At 49.3% G+C, this 17,545-nt stretch carries 16 protein-coding genes; 15 read left to right on the forward strand and 1 reads right to left on the reverse strand.

The window, feature by feature from the left end:
- Positions 1-40: 40 nt before the first annotated feature.
- A complete protein-coding gene (locus tag DWZ44_RS01895; RefSeq protein ID WP_055227885.1) occupies positions 41-886 on the forward strand; it encodes a S8 family peptidase in 846 nt (281 codons plus the stop codon).
- Between the two features lie 165 nt (positions 887-1,051).
- The gene (locus DWZ44_RS01900) at positions 1,052-2,254 is read left to right on the forward strand and encodes an NADP-dependent isocitrate dehydrogenase (protein ID WP_055217983.1); all 1,203 of its coding nucleotides are present in this window, start codon (positions 1,052-1,054) and stop codon (positions 2,252-2,254) included.
- A gap of 98 nt (positions 2,255-2,352) precedes the next feature.
- On the opposite strand, the gene DWZ44_RS01905 is transcribed toward DWZ44_RS01900, so the two are convergent.
- Complete coding sequence (locus DWZ44_RS01905; RefSeq protein WP_117804099.1) at positions 2,353-4,278, reverse strand: ABC-F family ATP-binding cassette domain-containing protein; 1,926 nt, start codon at positions 4,276-4,278, stop codon at positions 2,353-2,355.
- Between the two features lie 154 nt (positions 4,279-4,432).
- On the opposite strand from DWZ44_RS01905, the gene DWZ44_RS01910 reads away from it, so the two are divergent.
- The 13 genes from DWZ44_RS01910 (at position 4,433) to tnpA (ending at position 17,524) form a co-directional block, all read left to right on the forward strand.
- On the forward strand, positions 4,433-5,089 hold the full coding sequence (locus tag DWZ44_RS01910; protein WP_022462574.1) for a redox-sensing transcriptional repressor Rex: 657 nt from the start codon (positions 4,433-4,435) through the stop codon (positions 5,087-5,089).
- A gap of 89 nt (positions 5,090-5,178) precedes the next feature.
- Positions 5,179-6,687, forward strand: coding sequence for an NAD(P)H-hydrate dehydratase (locus DWZ44_RS01915; protein ID WP_117804100.1), 1,509 nt, complete (start codon positions 5,179-5,181; stop codon positions 6,685-6,687).
- Between the two features lie 192 nt (positions 6,688-6,879).
- Positions 6,880-7,227 carry a type II toxin-antitoxin system PemK/MazF family toxin gene (locus DWZ44_RS01920; RefSeq protein WP_022462572.1) on the forward strand — a complete coding sequence of 116 codons (348 nt, stop codon included), beginning with the start codon at positions 6,880-6,882 and terminating at the stop codon, positions 7,225-7,227.
- 137 nt (positions 7,228-7,364) lie between these two features.
- Positions 7,365-8,093, forward strand: a complete 729-nt coding sequence (locus DWZ44_RS01925) for a YebC/PmpR family DNA-binding transcriptional regulator (protein ID WP_022462571.1) — start codon at positions 7,365-7,367, stop codon at positions 8,091-8,093.
- A gap of 83 nt (positions 8,094-8,176) precedes the next feature.
- Positions 8,177-8,836 (forward strand): ClpP family protease, encoded by a 660-nt coding sequence (locus DWZ44_RS01930; RefSeq protein WP_022462570.1) that lies wholly within the window; start codon positions 8,177-8,179, stop codon positions 8,834-8,836.
- A 121-nt stretch (positions 8,837-8,957) separates the two neighbouring features.
- On the forward strand, positions 8,958-9,824 hold the full coding sequence (locus DWZ44_RS01935) for an undecaprenyl-diphosphate phosphatase (protein ID WP_055217979.1): 867 nt from the start codon (positions 8,958-8,960) through the stop codon (positions 9,822-9,824).
- Positions 9,825-9,848: 24 nt separating this feature from the next.
- The gene (locus tag DWZ44_RS01940) at positions 9,849-12,389 is read left to right on the forward strand and encodes an FtsK/SpoIIIE family DNA translocase (RefSeq protein ID WP_117804101.1); all 2,541 of its coding nucleotides are present in this window, start codon (positions 9,849-9,851) and stop codon (positions 12,387-12,389) included.
- Positions 12,390-12,512: 123 nt separating this feature from the next.
- Positions 12,513-13,400, forward strand: a complete 888-nt coding sequence (locus DWZ44_RS01945) for a sulfide/dihydroorotate dehydrogenase-like FAD/NAD-binding protein (RefSeq protein WP_055217977.1) — start codon at positions 12,513-12,515, stop codon at positions 13,398-13,400.
- Positions 13,400-14,794 carry an NADPH-dependent glutamate synthase gene (gltA, locus tag DWZ44_RS01950; protein WP_117804102.1) on the forward strand — a complete coding sequence of 465 codons (1,395 nt, stop codon included), beginning with the start codon at positions 13,400-13,402 and terminating at the stop codon, positions 14,792-14,794. The genes DWZ44_RS01945 and gltA overlap by 1 nt, the downstream gene beginning before the upstream one ends.
- 105 nt (positions 14,795-14,899) lie before the next feature.
- Positions 14,900-15,379: a 23S rRNA (pseudouridine(1915)-N(3))-methyltransferase RlmH gene (gene rlmH / locus DWZ44_RS01955; protein ID WP_117804103.1), complete on the forward strand. Its 480-nt coding sequence runs from the start codon at positions 14,900-14,902 to the stop codon at positions 15,377-15,379.
- Positions 15,380-15,405: 26 nt separating this feature from the next.
- On the forward strand, positions 15,406-15,903 hold the full coding sequence (locus DWZ44_RS01960) for a pyridoxamine 5'-phosphate oxidase family protein (RefSeq protein ID WP_117804104.1): 498 nt from the start codon (positions 15,406-15,408) through the stop codon (positions 15,901-15,903).
- Between the two features lie 57 nt (positions 15,904-15,960).
- Positions 15,961-16,902 (forward strand): GTP-binding protein, encoded by a 942-nt coding sequence (locus DWZ44_RS01965; RefSeq protein ID WP_117804105.1) that lies wholly within the window; start codon positions 15,961-15,963, stop codon positions 16,900-16,902.
- 193 nt (positions 16,903-17,095) lie between these two features.
- Positions 17,096-17,524: an IS200/IS605 family transposase gene (gene tnpA / locus DWZ44_RS01970; RefSeq protein ID WP_055226077.1), complete on the forward strand. Its 429-nt coding sequence runs from the start codon at positions 17,096-17,098 to the stop codon at positions 17,522-17,524.
- The last annotated feature ends 21 nt before the right edge of the window (positions 17,525-17,545 follow it).

Here is a 17,545-nt window from a genome sequence, read left to right on the forward strand (position 1 = left end):
TTTTGCATACCATAAGATAAGAATACACAGGGGCTTATGGATGAAAGAGCAGGAAAATCTGACAGGAAAAGGAATTACAGCCGCCGTGCTGGATACAGGGATTTTTCCCCATATGGATTTTGACGGCCGGATTGTAGCCTTCCGGGATCTTGTGTACGGGCGGGAGACGCCTTACGATGACAATGGACACGGAACGCATGTCTGTGGTATCCTTGGCGGAAGTGGAAGAGCGTCCGGCGGAAAATACCAGGGTGCGGCACCGGGATGCCGGTTTGTCGTAGTGAAGATTCTGGACCGAAGGGGAAATGGAAGAAAGCAGGATATCCTCGCGGCGATTGACTGGGTGTGCAAAGAGCGAATAAGACTTAATATCCGCATTTTAAATATTTCAGTGGGAACAACAGAGCAGGAAAAAACGGTGGATGATCTGCTAGTACAGGCGGTGGAGCGCGCCTGGGATGACGGGATCACTGTTGTGACAGCGGCCGGAAATCTGGGGCCCGCTCCGGGCAGTATTACGGCGCCGGGGAGCAGCAGAAAAGTGATCACCGTGGGAGCGGGCGATCTGCTGGAGCCAAGAAGAGGAATCTCCGGATGCGGCCCGACACGGGACTGCGTCTGCAAACCGGATCTTGTCGCGCCTGGAAAACGTCTCATTTCCTGCGCGCCTGGAAGAAGCAGGAAGGAATATGTGGTGAAGAGCGGCACCTCGATGGCGGCACCGCGGGTGTCCGGAGCCGTGGCTTTGGCACTTGAACGGGTTCCGGATCTTACAAATGTCCAGGCGAAAATGCTGCTTTGCGAATCGGCGAGAGACCTTGGCCTTCCGCGCAACCGTCAGGGGCATGGGATGCTTCAAACAGACCGTTTTCTGTCTCTTCTGTGAGACACTGTGCGGCAGCATAAAAAAAGAAAAATGAAGGAAAACACCTCTCATCCTGCAAAAATTGTGTGAATTTATGGGAAAATGCCAAAAAATCAGGCGAATTTTGACTTGACAAGCTATAGGATACTTTATACAATAAACGGGAATAGAAAAAGGAGGCCTACTATGGAAAAAATTCAGATGACCACTCCTCTGGTAGAGATGGATGGAGATGAGATGACCAGAATTCTCTGGAAAATGATCAAAGATGAGCTGCTTCTCCCGTTTATTGACCTGAAAACGGAATATTACGATCTGGGACTGGAACACAGAAACGAGACGAACGATCAGGTAACCGTAGATTCCGCAAACGCTACCAAGAAATACGGTGTAGCAGTCAAATGTGCCACCATTACGCCGAATGCAGCGCGTATGACCGAGTACAATCTGAAAGAAATGTGGAAGAGCCCGAACGGAACGATCCGTGCCATGCTCGACGGAACCGTTTTCCGTACCCCGATTGTCGTAAAAGGCATCGAGCCGTGCGTGCGCAACTGGAAAAAACCGATCACGATTGCCCGTCATGCATACGGAGATGTCTATAAAAATGCAGAAATGCGCATTCCGGGACCGGGAAAAGCAGAGCTGGTTTATACGGCTGAGGACGGCACCGAGACAAGAGAGCTGATCCACAACTTCACCGGCGCCGGTGTCATTCAGGGCATGCACAATCTGGATAACTCCATAGAAAGCTTCGCGAGAAGCTGTTTCGAGTACGCACTGTCCACGAAACAGGATCTGTGGTTTGCAAGCAAGGATACGATTTCCAAGAAGTATGATCACCGCTTCAAGGATATCTTCCAGGAGATCTTCGATGCAGAGTACAAAGAGAAATTTGCAGAAGCAGGCATTACCTACTTCTACACTCTGATCGATGACGCCGTTGCCCGCATCATGAAAGCAGAGGGCGGCTTTATCTGGGCCTGCAAGAACTACGACGGCGATGTCATGAGCGACATGGTATCCTCCGCCTTCGGTTCCCTTGCGATGATGACTTCTGTTCTCGTATCCCCGCACGGATATTACGAGTACGAGGCTGCGCACGGAACCGTACAGCGCCACTATTACCGTCACTTAAAAGGTGAGGAGACATCCACCAACTCCGTGGCCACCATTTTTGCATGGACCGGCGCACTCAGAAAACGCGGGGAAATGGATGGAAACGCAGAACTTTCCGCATTTGCAGACCGTCTGGAAAAAGCAACGATCGCAACGATCGAGAGCGGAAAAATGACAAAAGACCTTGCGCTGATCACCACCATGGAAAATCCGACCGTATTAAACAGCCGTGATTTCATCCTGGCCATCCGCGAGGAGCTGGAGAAATAATTAAACGAAGCAAAAAAGAAAGCCGATCCGGCATTCCCGCAAAAAGGGATGCGCCGGACCGGCTTTTTCTGTTTTGAATTTTCCGGGGAAAACCAGGCCTATTCGGCAAGCTCTTCCCATTTTTCATACAGCTCTTCGAGTTCCGCGGCAATCTCTGCTTTCTCTTTGCTTAATTTCACACACTCTGCCACATTCGTTGCGACTTCCGGTTTCGACATTTCCTCATCAATTTCCGAATCGCGTGTCTCAAGCTCTTCAATTCGTTTCTCCGTCTTTTTCAGCTCGTTTTCTTTCTTGCGGAGACGTGCCTGTTCTTCTTTCTGCGCTTTCCAGTCCAGCTTTGTGGAGGAGGCTTCGGAAGGAGCCGCTGTTTCTTCCGGAGCGGCGGCATCGGCAGCAGGAGCATAGATGCGGGTCAGCTCTTCTTTTTTCTCCAGATAGTAATCGTAATTTCCGATATAGTTGACGAGTGTTTGTCCCGTCAGCTCCAGAATCCGGGTTGCAGTCTGATTGATAAAGTAACGGTCGTGGGAAACGTACAGTACCGTTCCAGTGTAATCCTTCAGCGCGTTTTCCAGAATCTCCTTTGATACGATATCGAGGTGGTTGGTCGGCTCGTCGAGGATCAGGAAGTTGGCGTTCGAGAGCATCAGCTTGGCAAGGGAAATTCGTCCGCGCTCACCGCCGCTCAAGGTATGAATCGGTTGGAAGACATCGTCGTTTGTAAACAGGAAGGCGGCCAGCACATTTCGGATTTCGGTGTTTGTCAGATATGGATACGCGTCGGAAATCTCCTGGAAAATGGTCTTTTCCATGTGGAGCACCTGATGCTCCTGATCGTAGTAACCGATCTGTACACGGCTTCCAAGTGTAAAAGAGCCGACATCCGGGCGGATGACTTCGTTTAAGATCTTTAAGATCGTCGTTTTTCCCGTTCCGTTGTTTCCGATGATTGCCACGCGCTCGCCGCGCTTGATTTCGAAATTCAGATCCTGGAAAAGCGTCTGTCCCGGGAAGGCTTTGGAGAGGTGCTCGACGGTCAGCACATCGTTTCCGCTTGTGATGCGCGGTTCCAGACGGATCCGCATATCGGAGCGTACTTCGGTCGGCTTTTCCAGCACATCCATTTTGTCCAGCATTTTTTCACGGCTCTCGGCGCGTTTGATGGATTTCTCGCGGTTGAAAGATTTCAGCTTTGCAATGACTTCTTCCTGATGGTGGATTTCCTGCTGCTGGTTGACCCAGGCATGGTAAGCGGCTTCACGGAGCATTGCTTTTTTCTGACTGTAGGCGGTATAGTTTCCCTCAAAAGTTGTTACTTTTTTATTGTCCACTTCAACGACTTTTGTGACAACGCGGTCGAGAAAGTAACGGTCATGGGAGACGATCAGGACGGCTCCGCTGTAATTTAAAAGATACGTTTCGAGCCAGGAGATCGAGTCCATATCGAGGTGGTTGGTCGGCTCGTCGAGCAGAATGATGTCCGGTTTGGTGAGCAGCAGTTTACCAAGTGCCACGCGGGTCTTCTGACCGCCGGAGAGGGAGTCCACCTGTTTTTCAAAATCGCTCTCGGAAAAGCCAAGACCTTTTAAAACACCGACGACTTCACTGCGGTACGCGTATCCGTTTTCCAGTTCAAAGGTATGGGAGAGGCGGGTGTAGGTGGAAAGAAGTTCATCCAGCTCTGTACCGGATTTTGTATTCATATCACTTTCCATCTGACGGAGGCGTTCCTCCATATCGATCAGATTCTGTTTCGCGGTCAGCACTTCCTGGTAAATGGAAAGGTGTCCGGTCAGATCCTGATGCTGGGCGAGATAGCCCATCGTCTTTCCTTTGGAGAGGATGACCTCTCCCTCATCGGCCCTCATTTCGCCGATGATGATTTTTAACAGCGTCGATTTTCCGGCGCCGTTGATGCCGACCAGTGCGGCTTTTTCGCGTTCTTCTATATGAAAAGATGCATTTTTGATAATTTCCGTTGTCCCGAATGCTTTCGAGATATTCTGACATGCAAGAATCATGTGGTTCCTCCAGATAACATATTTCTGTATTTTGACATAATACACCATCCTTATTATAGAGAGTAATACACAAAATTTCAAGAAATCTTTGACAATTTTCTATCAACCATATATAATATGAATATATGCAGGTGTAAATAAGGAGGAATTTATCTTGGAAGAAAAAGGAATTTCGCGGGCAGTTATCAAAAGACTTCCTAGATATTATCGTTACCTGGGCGAATTGCTGGAGGACGGAGTAGAACGGATCTCTTCCGGTGAGCTGAGCGAGCGGATGAAAGTGACAGCTTCCCAGATTCGCCAGGATTTAAATAATTTCGGCGGCTTCGGCCAGCAGGGGTATGGTTATAACGTGCGGTATCTGTACAGCGAGATTGGAAAAATTTTAGGTCTGGACAGAGTCCACAATATGATTTTTGTCGGAGCCGGAAATCTGGGACAGGCGCTTGCTAATTATGCGGCCTTTGAAAGAAGCGGATTCAAAACGGTCGGTATTTTTGACGTCAACCCGGTATTAAAAGGAATCTCCGTGCGCGGAATTGAAATCCGCATGGCGGACGAGCTTCCGGAATTTATCAAGGAACACCATGTAGAGATTGCGGCTTTGACACTGCCAAAAGCAAAAGCGGTAGAGATGGCAGAGATTCTCGTGGACAACGGTGTAAAAGCAATCTGGAATTTTGCACATACCGATCTAAACTTAAAACTTCCGAAAGATGTGATCGTCGAGAACGTCCATCTTTCCGAAAGTCTGATGCGTCTCTCCTACAATCTGACCAGATATGAGGCGGAGCATCCAAAGAACAATTAAGAAACCAAAACAAAAGCAGGAGAGTCTTCGGGAAACCGGAGACTTTTTCTGTTCACTTTCCGGATAAGGCAGGAAAAGGAGGAAAAGCGATGAAACGGATTCTTACAGCAGCACAGATGAAGCAGGCAGACCGCAATACGATCGAAACCATGGGGATACCGTCCCTGGTACTGATGGAGCGCGCAGCGCTGTCCTGCGTGGAGGAGCTTCAAAATGGAACATGGGATACAGGAAAAGTCCTTGCTGTGTGCGGTCCCGGAAATAATGGAGGGGACGGTGCGGCAATTGCACGGATTTTAAAGACGAAAGGGGTGGATGCGGAACTGTTCTGTCTTGGAAATCCGGAAAAATACAGTGAAGGCATGAGAGCACAGAAGAAAATTGCGGAAAATTATGGGGTCCGTGAGGTTAAGAATCCGGATTTCCGGGAATATACTGTTATCATAGATGCCATCTTTGGAATTGGCGTATCCCGTCCGCTGGCAGGGGAGTACCGGAGGGTAGTGGAAGCAATCTGCGCAAGCGGTGTTCCTGTTCTTGCCGTGGACATCCCTTCGGGGATCCACACGGATACCGGAGAGGTCCTTGATGCGGCGGTGAAAGCCAGAGCCACGGTGACATTTGCCTGTGCAAAGCCAGGGCTTCTCTTTGATCCCGGAAAACGATATGCCGGAGAGGTCCTGGTCCGTGATATCGGAATCGGCTTTGATGCAGGAGAAGAGGAGACGCCCTGGTACGGTTCAGTGGAAAAAGAAGATCTGGACCGGTTTCTTACCCGCACGCCGATGGGAAATAAGGGAACCTTCGGAAAGGTGCTGGTACTTGCCGGTTCCGGTGCCATGTGCGGAGCCGCTGTTTTGTGTGCCAGGGCAGTCCTTGCATCCGGTGCCGGCATGGTAAAGGTTGTGACAGAGGAAAGAAACCGTACGCCGCTTTTCTGTGCCCTGCCGGAAGCAATGGCGGATTTCTGGAAGGAGGATGAGCCGCTTCCGGAAGAAGCCCTGCTGCAGGATCTCGCCTGGGCGGACGCTGTTGTTGCGGGACCGGGACTTTCCAAAAGCCGGACGGCAAAAGAACTGCTCGTTTTTACGGTGCAGCACACAGAAGTTCCTCTTGTTCTGGATGCAGATGCGCTGAACCTGATTGCAGAAGATGCAGAGATTCTTTCGGGCTGCCGGGCAGAAAAAATTTTAACGCCTCATGTAGGAGAGCTTGCACGGCTGCTGCACATGACCATTGCAGAATGCCAGCGTGACCCGGCAGGAAGCGCCGGAAGGGCAGCCGAAAAATACCAGGCCTGCTGTGTACGAAAGGATTCCGTAACCGTGACAGCAGAGGAAGGGCGTGAGCAGTATTACATAAACACAAGCGGAAGCAGTGCGCTTGCGACGGCGGGAAGCGGCGATGTGCTCGCGGGAATCACAGGCGCCTTTGCAGCAAAACGTCAGTGTGAAAAAAACGAGAAAAAAATCAGCCTTGCCAAAACAGCGGCACTGGCGGCATATGCGCATGGAAAGGCGGGAGAGGCTGCGGAAGAAAAAAGCAGTGCTTCCTATGTAACAGCATCCGAGATTATCAGAGGATTGCAGTCAATCTGAGCAAAGCAGATCAGAATCACGGGTTCCCAAAAGGACTCCGGGCGGACTTTTTTGAAGCGCCGGATGAAATTTGTGAATACCTCCGGAAAAACAGGCAATATTAAATACATGGAAACGATTTTAAAAGGCGTAAAACGCCGGATCGTTATCGTATGGGAAAGCAAAACGGAAAGAATCGGAGAGTGAGCACAAGTGGTAATCAAGCGTGGCGATGTATATTATGCCGACCTGCGGCCCGTTGTGGGAAGTGAGCAGGGCGGTGTCCGTCCGGTGCTGATCATTCAGAATGACATCGGCAACCGGCACAGTCCGACGGTGATCTGTGCGGCGATTACATCGAGGATGAATAAGGCGAAGCTGCCGACGCACATTGAGATCGAAGCGTCCGCCTATGGGATTGTACGGGATTCTGTTATTTTACTGGAACAGCTTCGGACGATCGATAAGAGAAGGCTGAAAGATAAAATCTGTCATCTGACGCCGGAACAGCTGGCCCTTGTGAACGAAGCACTGAAAATCAGCCTGGATCTGCCTACATAAGGGGTATTTTTGGCGCGGTTCACGGTTGACGAATGAGAAAGATCGTGCTATATTCTATATTATATGGGCTTCTGCCGTTTTTCGGGGAAACCTTTTTACAGAAAAGTAATACTTTAAATAAAGGAGACAAAAGAGGTATGTCAGGACATTCAAAATTTGCCAATATTAAGCATAAGAAAGAAAAAAACGACGCAAAAAAAGGTAAAATCTTTACCATCATCGGCCGTGAGATCGTAATCGCTGTCAAAGAGGGCGGACCGGATCCGGCAAACAACAGCAAGCTGCGTGACGTTATCGCAAAAGCAAAAGCAAACAACATGCCGAACGATACCATCGACCGCGGTATTAAAAAAGCTGCCGGAGATGCAAACGCAGACAACTACGAGCGTATCACCTACGAAGGTTATGGCCCGAATGGTATCGCGATCATCGTAGAGACTCTGACCGACAACAAGAACCGTACCGCAGCAAACGTAAGAAGCGCTTTCACCAAAGGAAACGGAAGCGTTGGAACACCGGGATGCGTATCCTACATGTTCGACAAAAAAGGCCAGATCATCATCGACAAAGAAGAGTGCGAAATGGATGCTGACGATCTGATGATGCTTGCTCTGGATGCAGGCGCAGAAGACTTCGCAGACGAAGAGGACAGCTACGAAATCATTACCGATCCGGATGACTTCTCCGCAGTACGTGAGGCTCTGGAGAAAGACGGTATCGCCATGGCAGAGGCAGACGTTACCATGATCCCACAGACCTACGTAGAGCTGACCGATCCGCAGGCATTAAAAGATCTGAACCGTACCCTGGATCTGCTGGATGACGACGACGACGTACAGTACGTATACACCAATCTGGACGAGTAATTTCGCTGGAAATTACATAGAATCATAAGAATCTGCGCATACTGATGAAGCTATTTTGGAATAGCAGAAAAGAGGAAATCCGTATGGCAGAATCACAGAAAAACCAGACAGAAAAAGAAAATATTGTAGAACTGAAGACCAACATTTATCTGCTGTCCATCATCGGCGAGGTGGAGGGGCATGAATCACTCGGCGAGCGCACGAAAGCGACGCGCTATGAGCACATTCTCCCTGCTCTTGCCCGTGCCGAGGAGGACAAAAGTATTGATGGTCTTCTGATTCTCCTGAATACCGTAGGCGGAGATGTGGAGGCCGGTCTTGCAATTGCAGAGATGATTGCGTCCATGCGAAAGCCTGCGGTATCGCTCGTTTTAGGGGGCGGTCATTCGATCGGTGTCCCGCTCGCAGTTGCAGCAGACTATTCGCTGATCGTGCCGAGTGCCACCATGGTCATTCACCCGGTGCGTACAAACGGCATGTTCATCGGTGTTGCACAGACGTACCGTAATATGGAAAAGACGCAGGATCGGATCACAGGTTTTGTATCGGCCCATTCTAAAATCACCAAGGAACGGCTCGAGGAGCTGATGCTCGATACGAAAATGCTGGTCAAGGATGTCGGAACAATGCTGGACGGCCCGCAGGCAGTGGAAGAAGGCCTGATCGACGAGGTCGGCGGCATTGCCCGCGCGCTCGAAAAGCTGAATGAGCTGATGAAAAAGGCAGCAGGGACAGAAAATTGACTTCACGGCGCGGCTTGTGTTTCAGGGGATTTTGTGTTAGAATGAGTTCGCTGTGAAAATTCGAACGGAAGTTTTGTCCGGACTTTCACAAAAGAGAAAAATAAGGGAACAGGATAAAAAAATGACAGTAATAGAAGCTTTATTTCTGGGTCTGATCCAGGGAATCACGGAATTCCTGCCGATCAGCAGCTCCGCACATCTGATTATCTTCCGTCACTTTATGAAGATCGAAGATACGCAGACGGTGTTTTTCAATGTGCTTTTGCACTTTGGCTCCATGATTGCAATTCTGCTCACATTTTCGAAGGAATGGAAACGTCTCTTCCTCGCGTTGTGCGGAATCATAATCGATCTGTTTCATAATTTAAAGGAACACTTTTCCAGTCAGCATCAGGAGGGAAAGCAGTACCGGAAGGTGCTCGGCAGCAACTACCGTATGCTTGCTTTCCTGCTGATTCTGACCACCATCCCGACTGCTGTAATCGGCGGCATGATTCAGAGCCTTGTCACACTGACCTCCTCGAATCTGCTGGCACCTGGCGTTGGTCTGTATCTGACGGCGATTCTGCTTGTGGTGGCAGATATGCTTCCGGAGGGAGAAAAAACGCAGAAAAATTTAAAGCCGAAAGATGCACTGATTGCCGGATTCTTCCAAGGCTTTTCCACGATTCCGGGTCTTTCCCGTCTTGGTTCGACTATTTCTGCGTGTGTGATCGGCGGCATGACCCGTTCGTACGCTGTGAAATACTCTCTGATTGTGAGTGTTCCGGCGATTATCGGGGCAACGATCGTTGAACTTGCGACCATGGGAAAAAATAAAATTGTTTTTCATCCGGTATATCTGGTCGGCGTTTTCATGGCGGCACTTGCCGGTTACTTTACGATCCGCATTCTGATGCGTGTGGTGAAAAAACGGAAACTGAAATATTTTGCTTTGTACTGTCTTCTTGTCGGGACATTCTCCATTGCAGGATATTTTCTGCTGTAATACGAGAAAGGGGAGAAGTTCTGCATGGCAAATACAACAAAGGGAAGCGGGAAGACAAAGAAAAAAACTTCTGCTTCCGGAACAGCAAAAAAGAAACAGACCCAAACAACGGCCAGAAAAACAACGGTGAAAAAGAGCAGTACCGCAAAACGTACCTCCGGCACAAGGAAAAACACAGTCCGTGAGCCGATGGACGAGGGAGTGCGCGCAGAAATTATTCTGCTTTCCGTGCTTGCTGTTTCGATTCTGCTGATGCTCAGTAATTTCGGTATGGGCGGCGTGATCGGACAGGCTGTCTGCGACTTCTTTTTCGGCCTTTTCGGCGTGACAGAGTGGGCAGCACCGGTTCTGATCTTCTTTGGAACAGCATTTTACATAGCAAACAGACAGAACTTTTTAATTGTGCGGAAAACCGGGGGAGCGATCAGCTGTTTCGTCTTTTTCTGCGCTTTTATGCAGCTTCTGGCGTCCGGCTATACGAGAGATACGACATTTCTGGATTACTATTTTGACAGCGCCTACGATCATCTCGGCGGAGGAATCTTAGGAGGGTCTGTCGTGAAAATTCTCGGCATGGGATTCGGCCAGATCGGCGCGTGGGTGATTATTGTGATCGCCATCGTGATTTCCGTGATCGTGATGACGCAGAAGCCGATTCTCGCGCCGATCCATGAAAAGACGAATGACCACCGCCGGATGGCGGAGGAGCGCCGCCAGGAGCGTCTGGCGCGCCAAGCTGCGATGGAGGAAGAGGAAAGAAAAGAGCTGATTCTTGAGCCAGTGGAGGAACCGAAAAAAGCCGGGAAGAAAAAGAAATCCCGCCTTCTTTCTCATGTGGAATCGAAGGCTGATTTAAACGAAAACGACGATACCCATCAGATGGAGATGCCGGAGCTTTCGATTCACCGTGGTTCTGTGCCGGCTGAAGAGCCGGAAAAGACAGGACCGGAGATGACACGGCAAGCTGCAGAAGAGGCGAAAAAAGAGAAAACGTCTGCGGATCATACGAGAAATCCGCGGTCTTCCTGTGAAGAGATCGAGGCGGATATAGACGGCATTCGTCAGGAAATCGGGAAAAAAGCAGAGGAAAAGCGGCCGGAGTACAAAACACCGCCGATGAATCTTCTGAAAAAAGGGATGCGCGGTGCCATGGGCGATTCCGATGCGCATTTGCGGGAAGTAGCGCGGAAACTGGAGGAGACGCTGGACAGCTTCGGTGTCAAAGTTACAGTCAATAACGTAAGCTGCGGACCGACCGTCACACGGTATGAGCTGATGCCGGAACAGGGCGTGAAAGTAAGCCGGATTGTCGGATTGACCGACGATATCAAGCTGAGTCTTGCAGCAGCAGATGTCCGCATTGAGGCACCGATCCCGGGAAAATCCGCAGTCGGAATCGAGGTTCCAAATAAGACGAACACGGCCGTGATGCTGCGTGATCTTCTTGAAACACCGGAGTTTAAGAACTTTTCTTCGAATCTGGCCTTTGCTGTCGGAAAAGACATCGCCGGTCAGCCGGTCATCGCAGATATCGCGAAAATGCCTCATCTTCTGATCGCCGGTGCGACCGGTTCCGGTAAATCGGTCTGCATCAACACACTGATTATGAGTATTATTTATAAGGCAAAACCGGAAGACGTCAAACTGATCATGATCGACCCGAAGGTCGTTGAGCTTTCTGTTTATAACGGCATTCCGCACCTTTTTATTCCTGTTGTCACAGACCCGAAAAAGGCTTCCGGAGCTCTGAACTGGGCGGTTGCGGAGATGACAGACCGTTATAACAAATTTGCGGAATTCAACGTGCGCGATATGAAAGGCTACAATGCAAAAGTTGCCGAGCTGCCGCCGGATGAAAACGGCAAAAAACCGGAAAAACTGCCGCAGATCGTCATTATCGTGGATGAGCTTGCCGACCTGATGATGGTTGCGCCGGGAGAAGTGGAGGATGCGATCTGCCGTCTGGCACAGCTTGCCCGTGCGGCCGGCATCCATCTGATTATTGCAACACAGAGACCTTCCGTCAATGTCATCACTGGTCTTATCAAGGCAAATATGCCGTCCCGTATTGCGTTCTCGGTTTCTTCCAGCGTAGATTCCCGTACGATCCTCGACATGGGAGGTGCGGAAAAACTGCTTGGAAAAGGCGATATGCTCTACAAGCCGCAGGATTACCAGAAACCGGCCCGTCTGCAGGGATCCTTTGTTTCGGATAAAGAGGTCAGCGATGTCGTTGCCTACTTAAAAGATCACTACGGCGAGAACGCTTATGATCCGGATATCGAAAAACGGATTCACACCGTAAGCCTGGATGGCGGTTCTGCCGCAGGCGGCGGAGATAACCGCGATAATTACTTCGTGGAAGCCGGAAAATTTATCATCGAAAAAGATAAGGCATCGATCGGCATGCTCCAGAGAGTGCTGAAAATCGGTTTCAACCGCGCGGCCAGAATCATGGACCAGCTCGCGGATGCCGGTGTCGTAGGACCGGAGGAAGGAACCAAGCCGAGAAAAGTTCTGATGTCCATGGAACAGTTCGAAAATTATCTGGAGGAACACGGATGATGGGAAAAGATGTTGTCCGTTGTTTACAAATAACCGGAAACGTGATAAAGTATTAACATAAAATGCGCGAAAATCCAAGTCGTGCTTTTGTTAAAATATTTCTAACAAGATTAGGAGGATATTATGTACAAGATTCAAGAAGCGGAAATGCTCGCGAATAATATCTACCGTATGGTAGTAGAAGCACCGCGAGTAGCACAGCACTGCCTCCCTGGACAGTTTGTTATTGTCAAGGCAGATGAAGAAGGAGAAAGAATTCCTCTGACCATTTGTGATTACGATAGAGAAGCAGGAACTATCACCATCGTATTCATGCCGATCGGAGAATCTACCAAAAAAATGAAAGATCTCAAAGCGGGAGATGCTTTCATGGATTTCGTAGGACCTCTGGGGCAGCCGTCCGAGTTCTGCAGCGAAGATATCGAAGAACTGAAGAAAAAACGGATCGTATTCGTAGCCGGCGGTGTTGGAACTGCACCGGTTTACCCGCAGTTAAAATGGCTGCATGAGCATGGAATCACTGCTGACGCCATTGTCGGAGCAAAGACAAAAGATCTCGTTATTCTCGAGAAAGAAATGTCTGCTGTCAGCAATCTGTACATAACCACAGACGATGGTTCTTACGTAAGAAAAGGTATGGGTACCGATGTACTCCGCGACCTTGTACAGAATCAGGGCAAACAGTATGATGTCTGTGTTGCCATCGGACCGATGATCATGATGAAATTCGTATGTCTTCTGACAAAAGAACTGAACATCCCGACCGTTGTAAGCATGAACCCGATCATGGTAGACGGAACCGGTATGTGCGGTGCCTGTCGTCTAATGGTAGGCAATGAAGTAAAATTTGCCTGCGTAGACGGACCGGAGTTTGACGGTCATCTGGTAGACTTCGACCTGGCTATGAAACGTCAGCAGATGTATAAGACAGAAGAGGGAAGAGCTCTCTTAAGATACCAGGAAGGCGCAACCCATCACGGTGGATGCGGCCAGTGCGGAGGTGACAAATAATGGCAAAGGGATTAAACAGAGTACCGGTACGTGAGCAGGAGCCGAAGGTACGTGCCACAAATTTTGACGAGGTATGTCTTGGATACAACAAAGACGAAGCAGTAGAAGAAGCACAGCGCTGCCTGGGCTGTAAAAATGCAAAATGTATCACAGGATGCCCGGTTAATATCAACATTCCGGCATTCATTGCACAGGTAAAAGAAGGAAACTTCGAGGAAGCATACAAAATTATCGGTGAGTCCAGTGCACTCCCGGCAGTCTGCGGCCGTGTATGTCCGCAGGAGAGCCAGTGCGAGGGCAAATGTGTCCGCGGAATCAAAGGCGACGCTGTTTCCATCGGTAAACTGGAGCGTTTCGTTGCTGACTGGGCAAAAGAAAACGGTATCAAACCGGTTCCGGCAGCAGAGAAAAACGGCCACAAGATCGCGGTTATCGGTTCCGGCCCTGCAGGTCTTACCTGCGCAGGAGACCTTGCAAAACTTGGCTACGATGTAACCATCTTCGAGGCACTTCACAAAGCCGGCGGTGTATTAAGCTACGGTATTCCGGAGTTCCGTCTTCCGAAAGACAAAGTAGTTGCCGCTGAAATCGAGAACGTAAAATCTCTCGGTGTTAAAATTGAGACCAACGTTATCATCGGAAAATCCGTTACCATCGACGAGCTGTTAAAAGACGAAGGATTTGAAGCAGTATTCATCGGTTCCGGTGCTGGCCTTCCGATGTTCATGGGAATCCCGGGTGAGAACGCAAACGGCGTATTCTCCGCAAACGAGTTCCTGACCAGAAACAACCTGATGAAAGCATTCCGCGATGATTACGATACCCCGATCGCACACGGCAAGAAAGTTGCTGTAGTCGGCGGCGGCAACGTAGCTATGGACGCTGCAAGAACCGCACTTCGTCTCGGCGCAGAGGTACACGTTATTTACCGTCGTTCTGAGGCAGAGCTTCCGGCCCGTGCAGAGGAAGTTCATCATGCAAAAGAGGAAGGTATCATCTTCGACCTTCTGACCAACCCGGTAGAAATTCTGACCGACGACAAAGACTGGGTAACCGGTATCCGCTGCATCCGTATGGAACTTGGCGAGCCGGACGCTTCCGGAAGAAGAAGACCGGTTGAGATTCCAGAATCTGAGTTCGAAATTGAAGTAGACGAAGTTATCATGTCTCTTGGCACTTCCCCGAACCCGCTGATTTCTTCCACCACCTACGGTCTGGATGTCAACAGAAGAAAATGTATCGTAGCTGAGGAAGAAACCGGAAAGACCAGTAAAGAGGGCGTTTACGCCGGCGGTGACGCTGTAACAGGTGCAGCAACCGTTATCCTTGCTATGGGTGCCGGAAAAGCCGGAGCTAAAGGAATTGATGAGTATATCAAAAGCAAAAATGCATAAGGCATTGCTTTTCTAAACTAAAAGCCATATAGACGCGGACAAAAAGTGATCTATATGGCTTTTGGTGTTTTTGACAGATATCCGAAAGGGTTTTAAGATTACAGAATGAAAATTACGATATTAACAGTAGGAAAAATCAAAGAGAAATATCTGCGGGATGCGATCGCCGAGTATTCGAAGCGCCTCAGCCGCTATGCAAAGCTGGAAATTATCGAGGTGGCGGATGAAAAAACGCCGGACAGCGCGAGTGAAACCGTAGAGACGAATATCAAAAATAAAGAAGCAGAGCGCCTTCTCAAATATATCCGGGATGACGCTTATCTGATTACATTGGAAATTAAGGGAAAACAGCTCACATCCGAGGAGCTGGCCCAGAAAATAGATACGCTCGGCGTGCAGGGAACGAGCCATATTATTTTTGCGATCGGCGGTTCCTTAGGGCTTGGCGAGGAAGTTCTGAAGCGTTCGAACTATGCGCTCAGTTTTTCGAAAATGACATTTCCGCATCAGTTGATGCGGGTTATTCTGCTGGAACAGATTTACCGGAGCTACCGCATTAACTGCGGGGAGCCATATCATAAATAGCTGCGAATAAGAGAGGTGTGATTGCGATGCGTGAAATGCGTTTAAAAAAGCGGGAGATTACAGATCCTGAAATTTTAAGAGAAATTCTGGAAAGCTGCGAGGTTGTGCGGATCGGGGCGATGGATGAGGAAGGCATGTTTATCGTGCCGATGAATTATGGATATGATGTCCGGGAAGAAGATGGAACTCTTCACGTCTGTCTGTACCTGCATGGGGCAAAAGAAGGGCGGAAGGCGGCTGCATTTGTAGCGGATCCGCGCGTGGCGGTGGAGATGGATTACAACCATGAAGTGATTACAGGTGACTATACGTGTGCGTATTCCTATGCGTACCGCAGTATCATGGGAAACGGAACCATCACGGAGGTGACAGATCCGGAGATAAAGAAGAAAGGCCTGGAAAAAATCATGGCGCATATCGCACCGGAGGCGAAGATCGCTTTTCTGCCGGAGATGGTGGAGCGCGTTGCCGTATGGCGCATAGACATCGATACATTTACCGGCAAAGAGCGCAGACGAAAATAGAGTGTTCGAAGCTCCGCAGGCTGCAGACGGAAAAAGACAGCAGAAAGGACAGCAGAAATGATTAAAATTGATCTGATTACAGGCTTCCTTGGCTCAGGGAAGACGACTTTTTTGAAACAGTACGCAAAGTATCTGATGGCACAGGGAAAGAACATCGGCATCCTGGAGAATGATTTTGGGGCAGTCAATGTGGATATGCTGCTTCTACAGGAACTGCGCGGAGATCAGTGCGAGCTGGAGATGATTTCCGGCGGATGCGACAAAGAGACACACCGCAGACGGTTCCGCACGAAACTGATCTCGATGGGCATGAGCGGCTACGACCGCATTCTCGTGGAACCGTCGGGGATTTACGATGTGGATGAGTTCTTTGACACGCTGTACGACGAGCCGCTGAACCGCTGGTATGAGGCGGGAAGCGTCATCACGATTCTGGATGCCGGGCTCGATGAGAAGCTGTCGGAGGAAGAAGAGTATCTGCTGGCTTCCGAGGCGGCGAACGCTGGTAAAATCGTGCTGAGCAAAGTACAGAATGTTTCGGAGGAAAAGAAAGAAGAAACGATTGCCCATCTGAACCGCACGCTCGAGCAGGCAGGCTGCAGAAGACAGTTTTCTGATGCAGAAATTTTACAGAAAAACTGGGATGATCTGACAGAGGATGATTTCAAAATGCTCTCCGAATGCAGTTACCGTTCGGAGGATTACCGGAAGCTGGATTTCGGCGAGCAGCAGACATTTGATTCGCTCTGCTTTCTGGAGCCGAAGATTACGGAAGAAGCGCTGAAAAAGGCAGCAGAAGCAATCTTTGCGGATCCATCATGCGGCAATGTATTCCGGATCAAGGGAATTGTAAAGACGGGCGAAACTGTGTGGAGCGAAATCAATGCGACGCGGGACCAGATGACATTCCGGGCAGTGCCGGAGAGCCAGGAAGTGCTGATTGTAATCGGCGCGGGGCTTTCGAAAGAGCGGATTAGTGGAATTCTCGGAATTGAGTAAAAAATGGAGCATGACGGAAAGGGGTATTTTCCATCATGCTCCTGCTGGCTGGGCTAAATGAAAAGTCTAATCCCCCAGCTATGCTGGGGAGAATAGAGTAGTCGGAAGTGGTGAGGATAACAAAATAAAGCCTCCTGTGATAGAATGAGAATGGTGTCGCAAGCCAAACTCAAAATCAAAGGAGGCGGTCCAAATGGACAATAAAAGTTTATCACATACTCGTTGGAAATGCCAGTATCACATTGTGTTTATTCCTAAATACCGAAAGAAGGTATTGTATGGGAGAATACGCAGAGATGTCCGAGAGATAATAGCAACTTTATGCCAGTATAAAAATGTAGAGATAATTGCAGGAGCGGTATGTATAGATCATGTACATTTAAGCGTAGCAATTCCACCAAAACTCAGAGTATCAGATTTTATGGGGTATCTGAAAGGAAAAAGCACATTAATGATTTATGACAGGCATCCTGAGTTGCAAAGTAAATGGGATAAAGCGTTTTGGGCTAGAGGATATTATGTTGAAACGATTGGCAATATAACAGATGAAGCAGTTCAAAAGTATATAAAAGAGCAAGCAGAAGAATCGAGACGAGAAGATTCGAGTAGTACCGCTTTATAGCGGGCCAGCAAAAGTGCTTGC

The sequence above is a fragment of the Blautia sp. AF32-4BH genome, from assembly GCF_003460565.1.
GTDB classification, from domain to species: domain Bacteria; phylum Bacillota; class Clostridia; order Lachnospirales; family Lachnospiraceae; genus Fusicatenibacter; species Fusicatenibacter saccharivorans.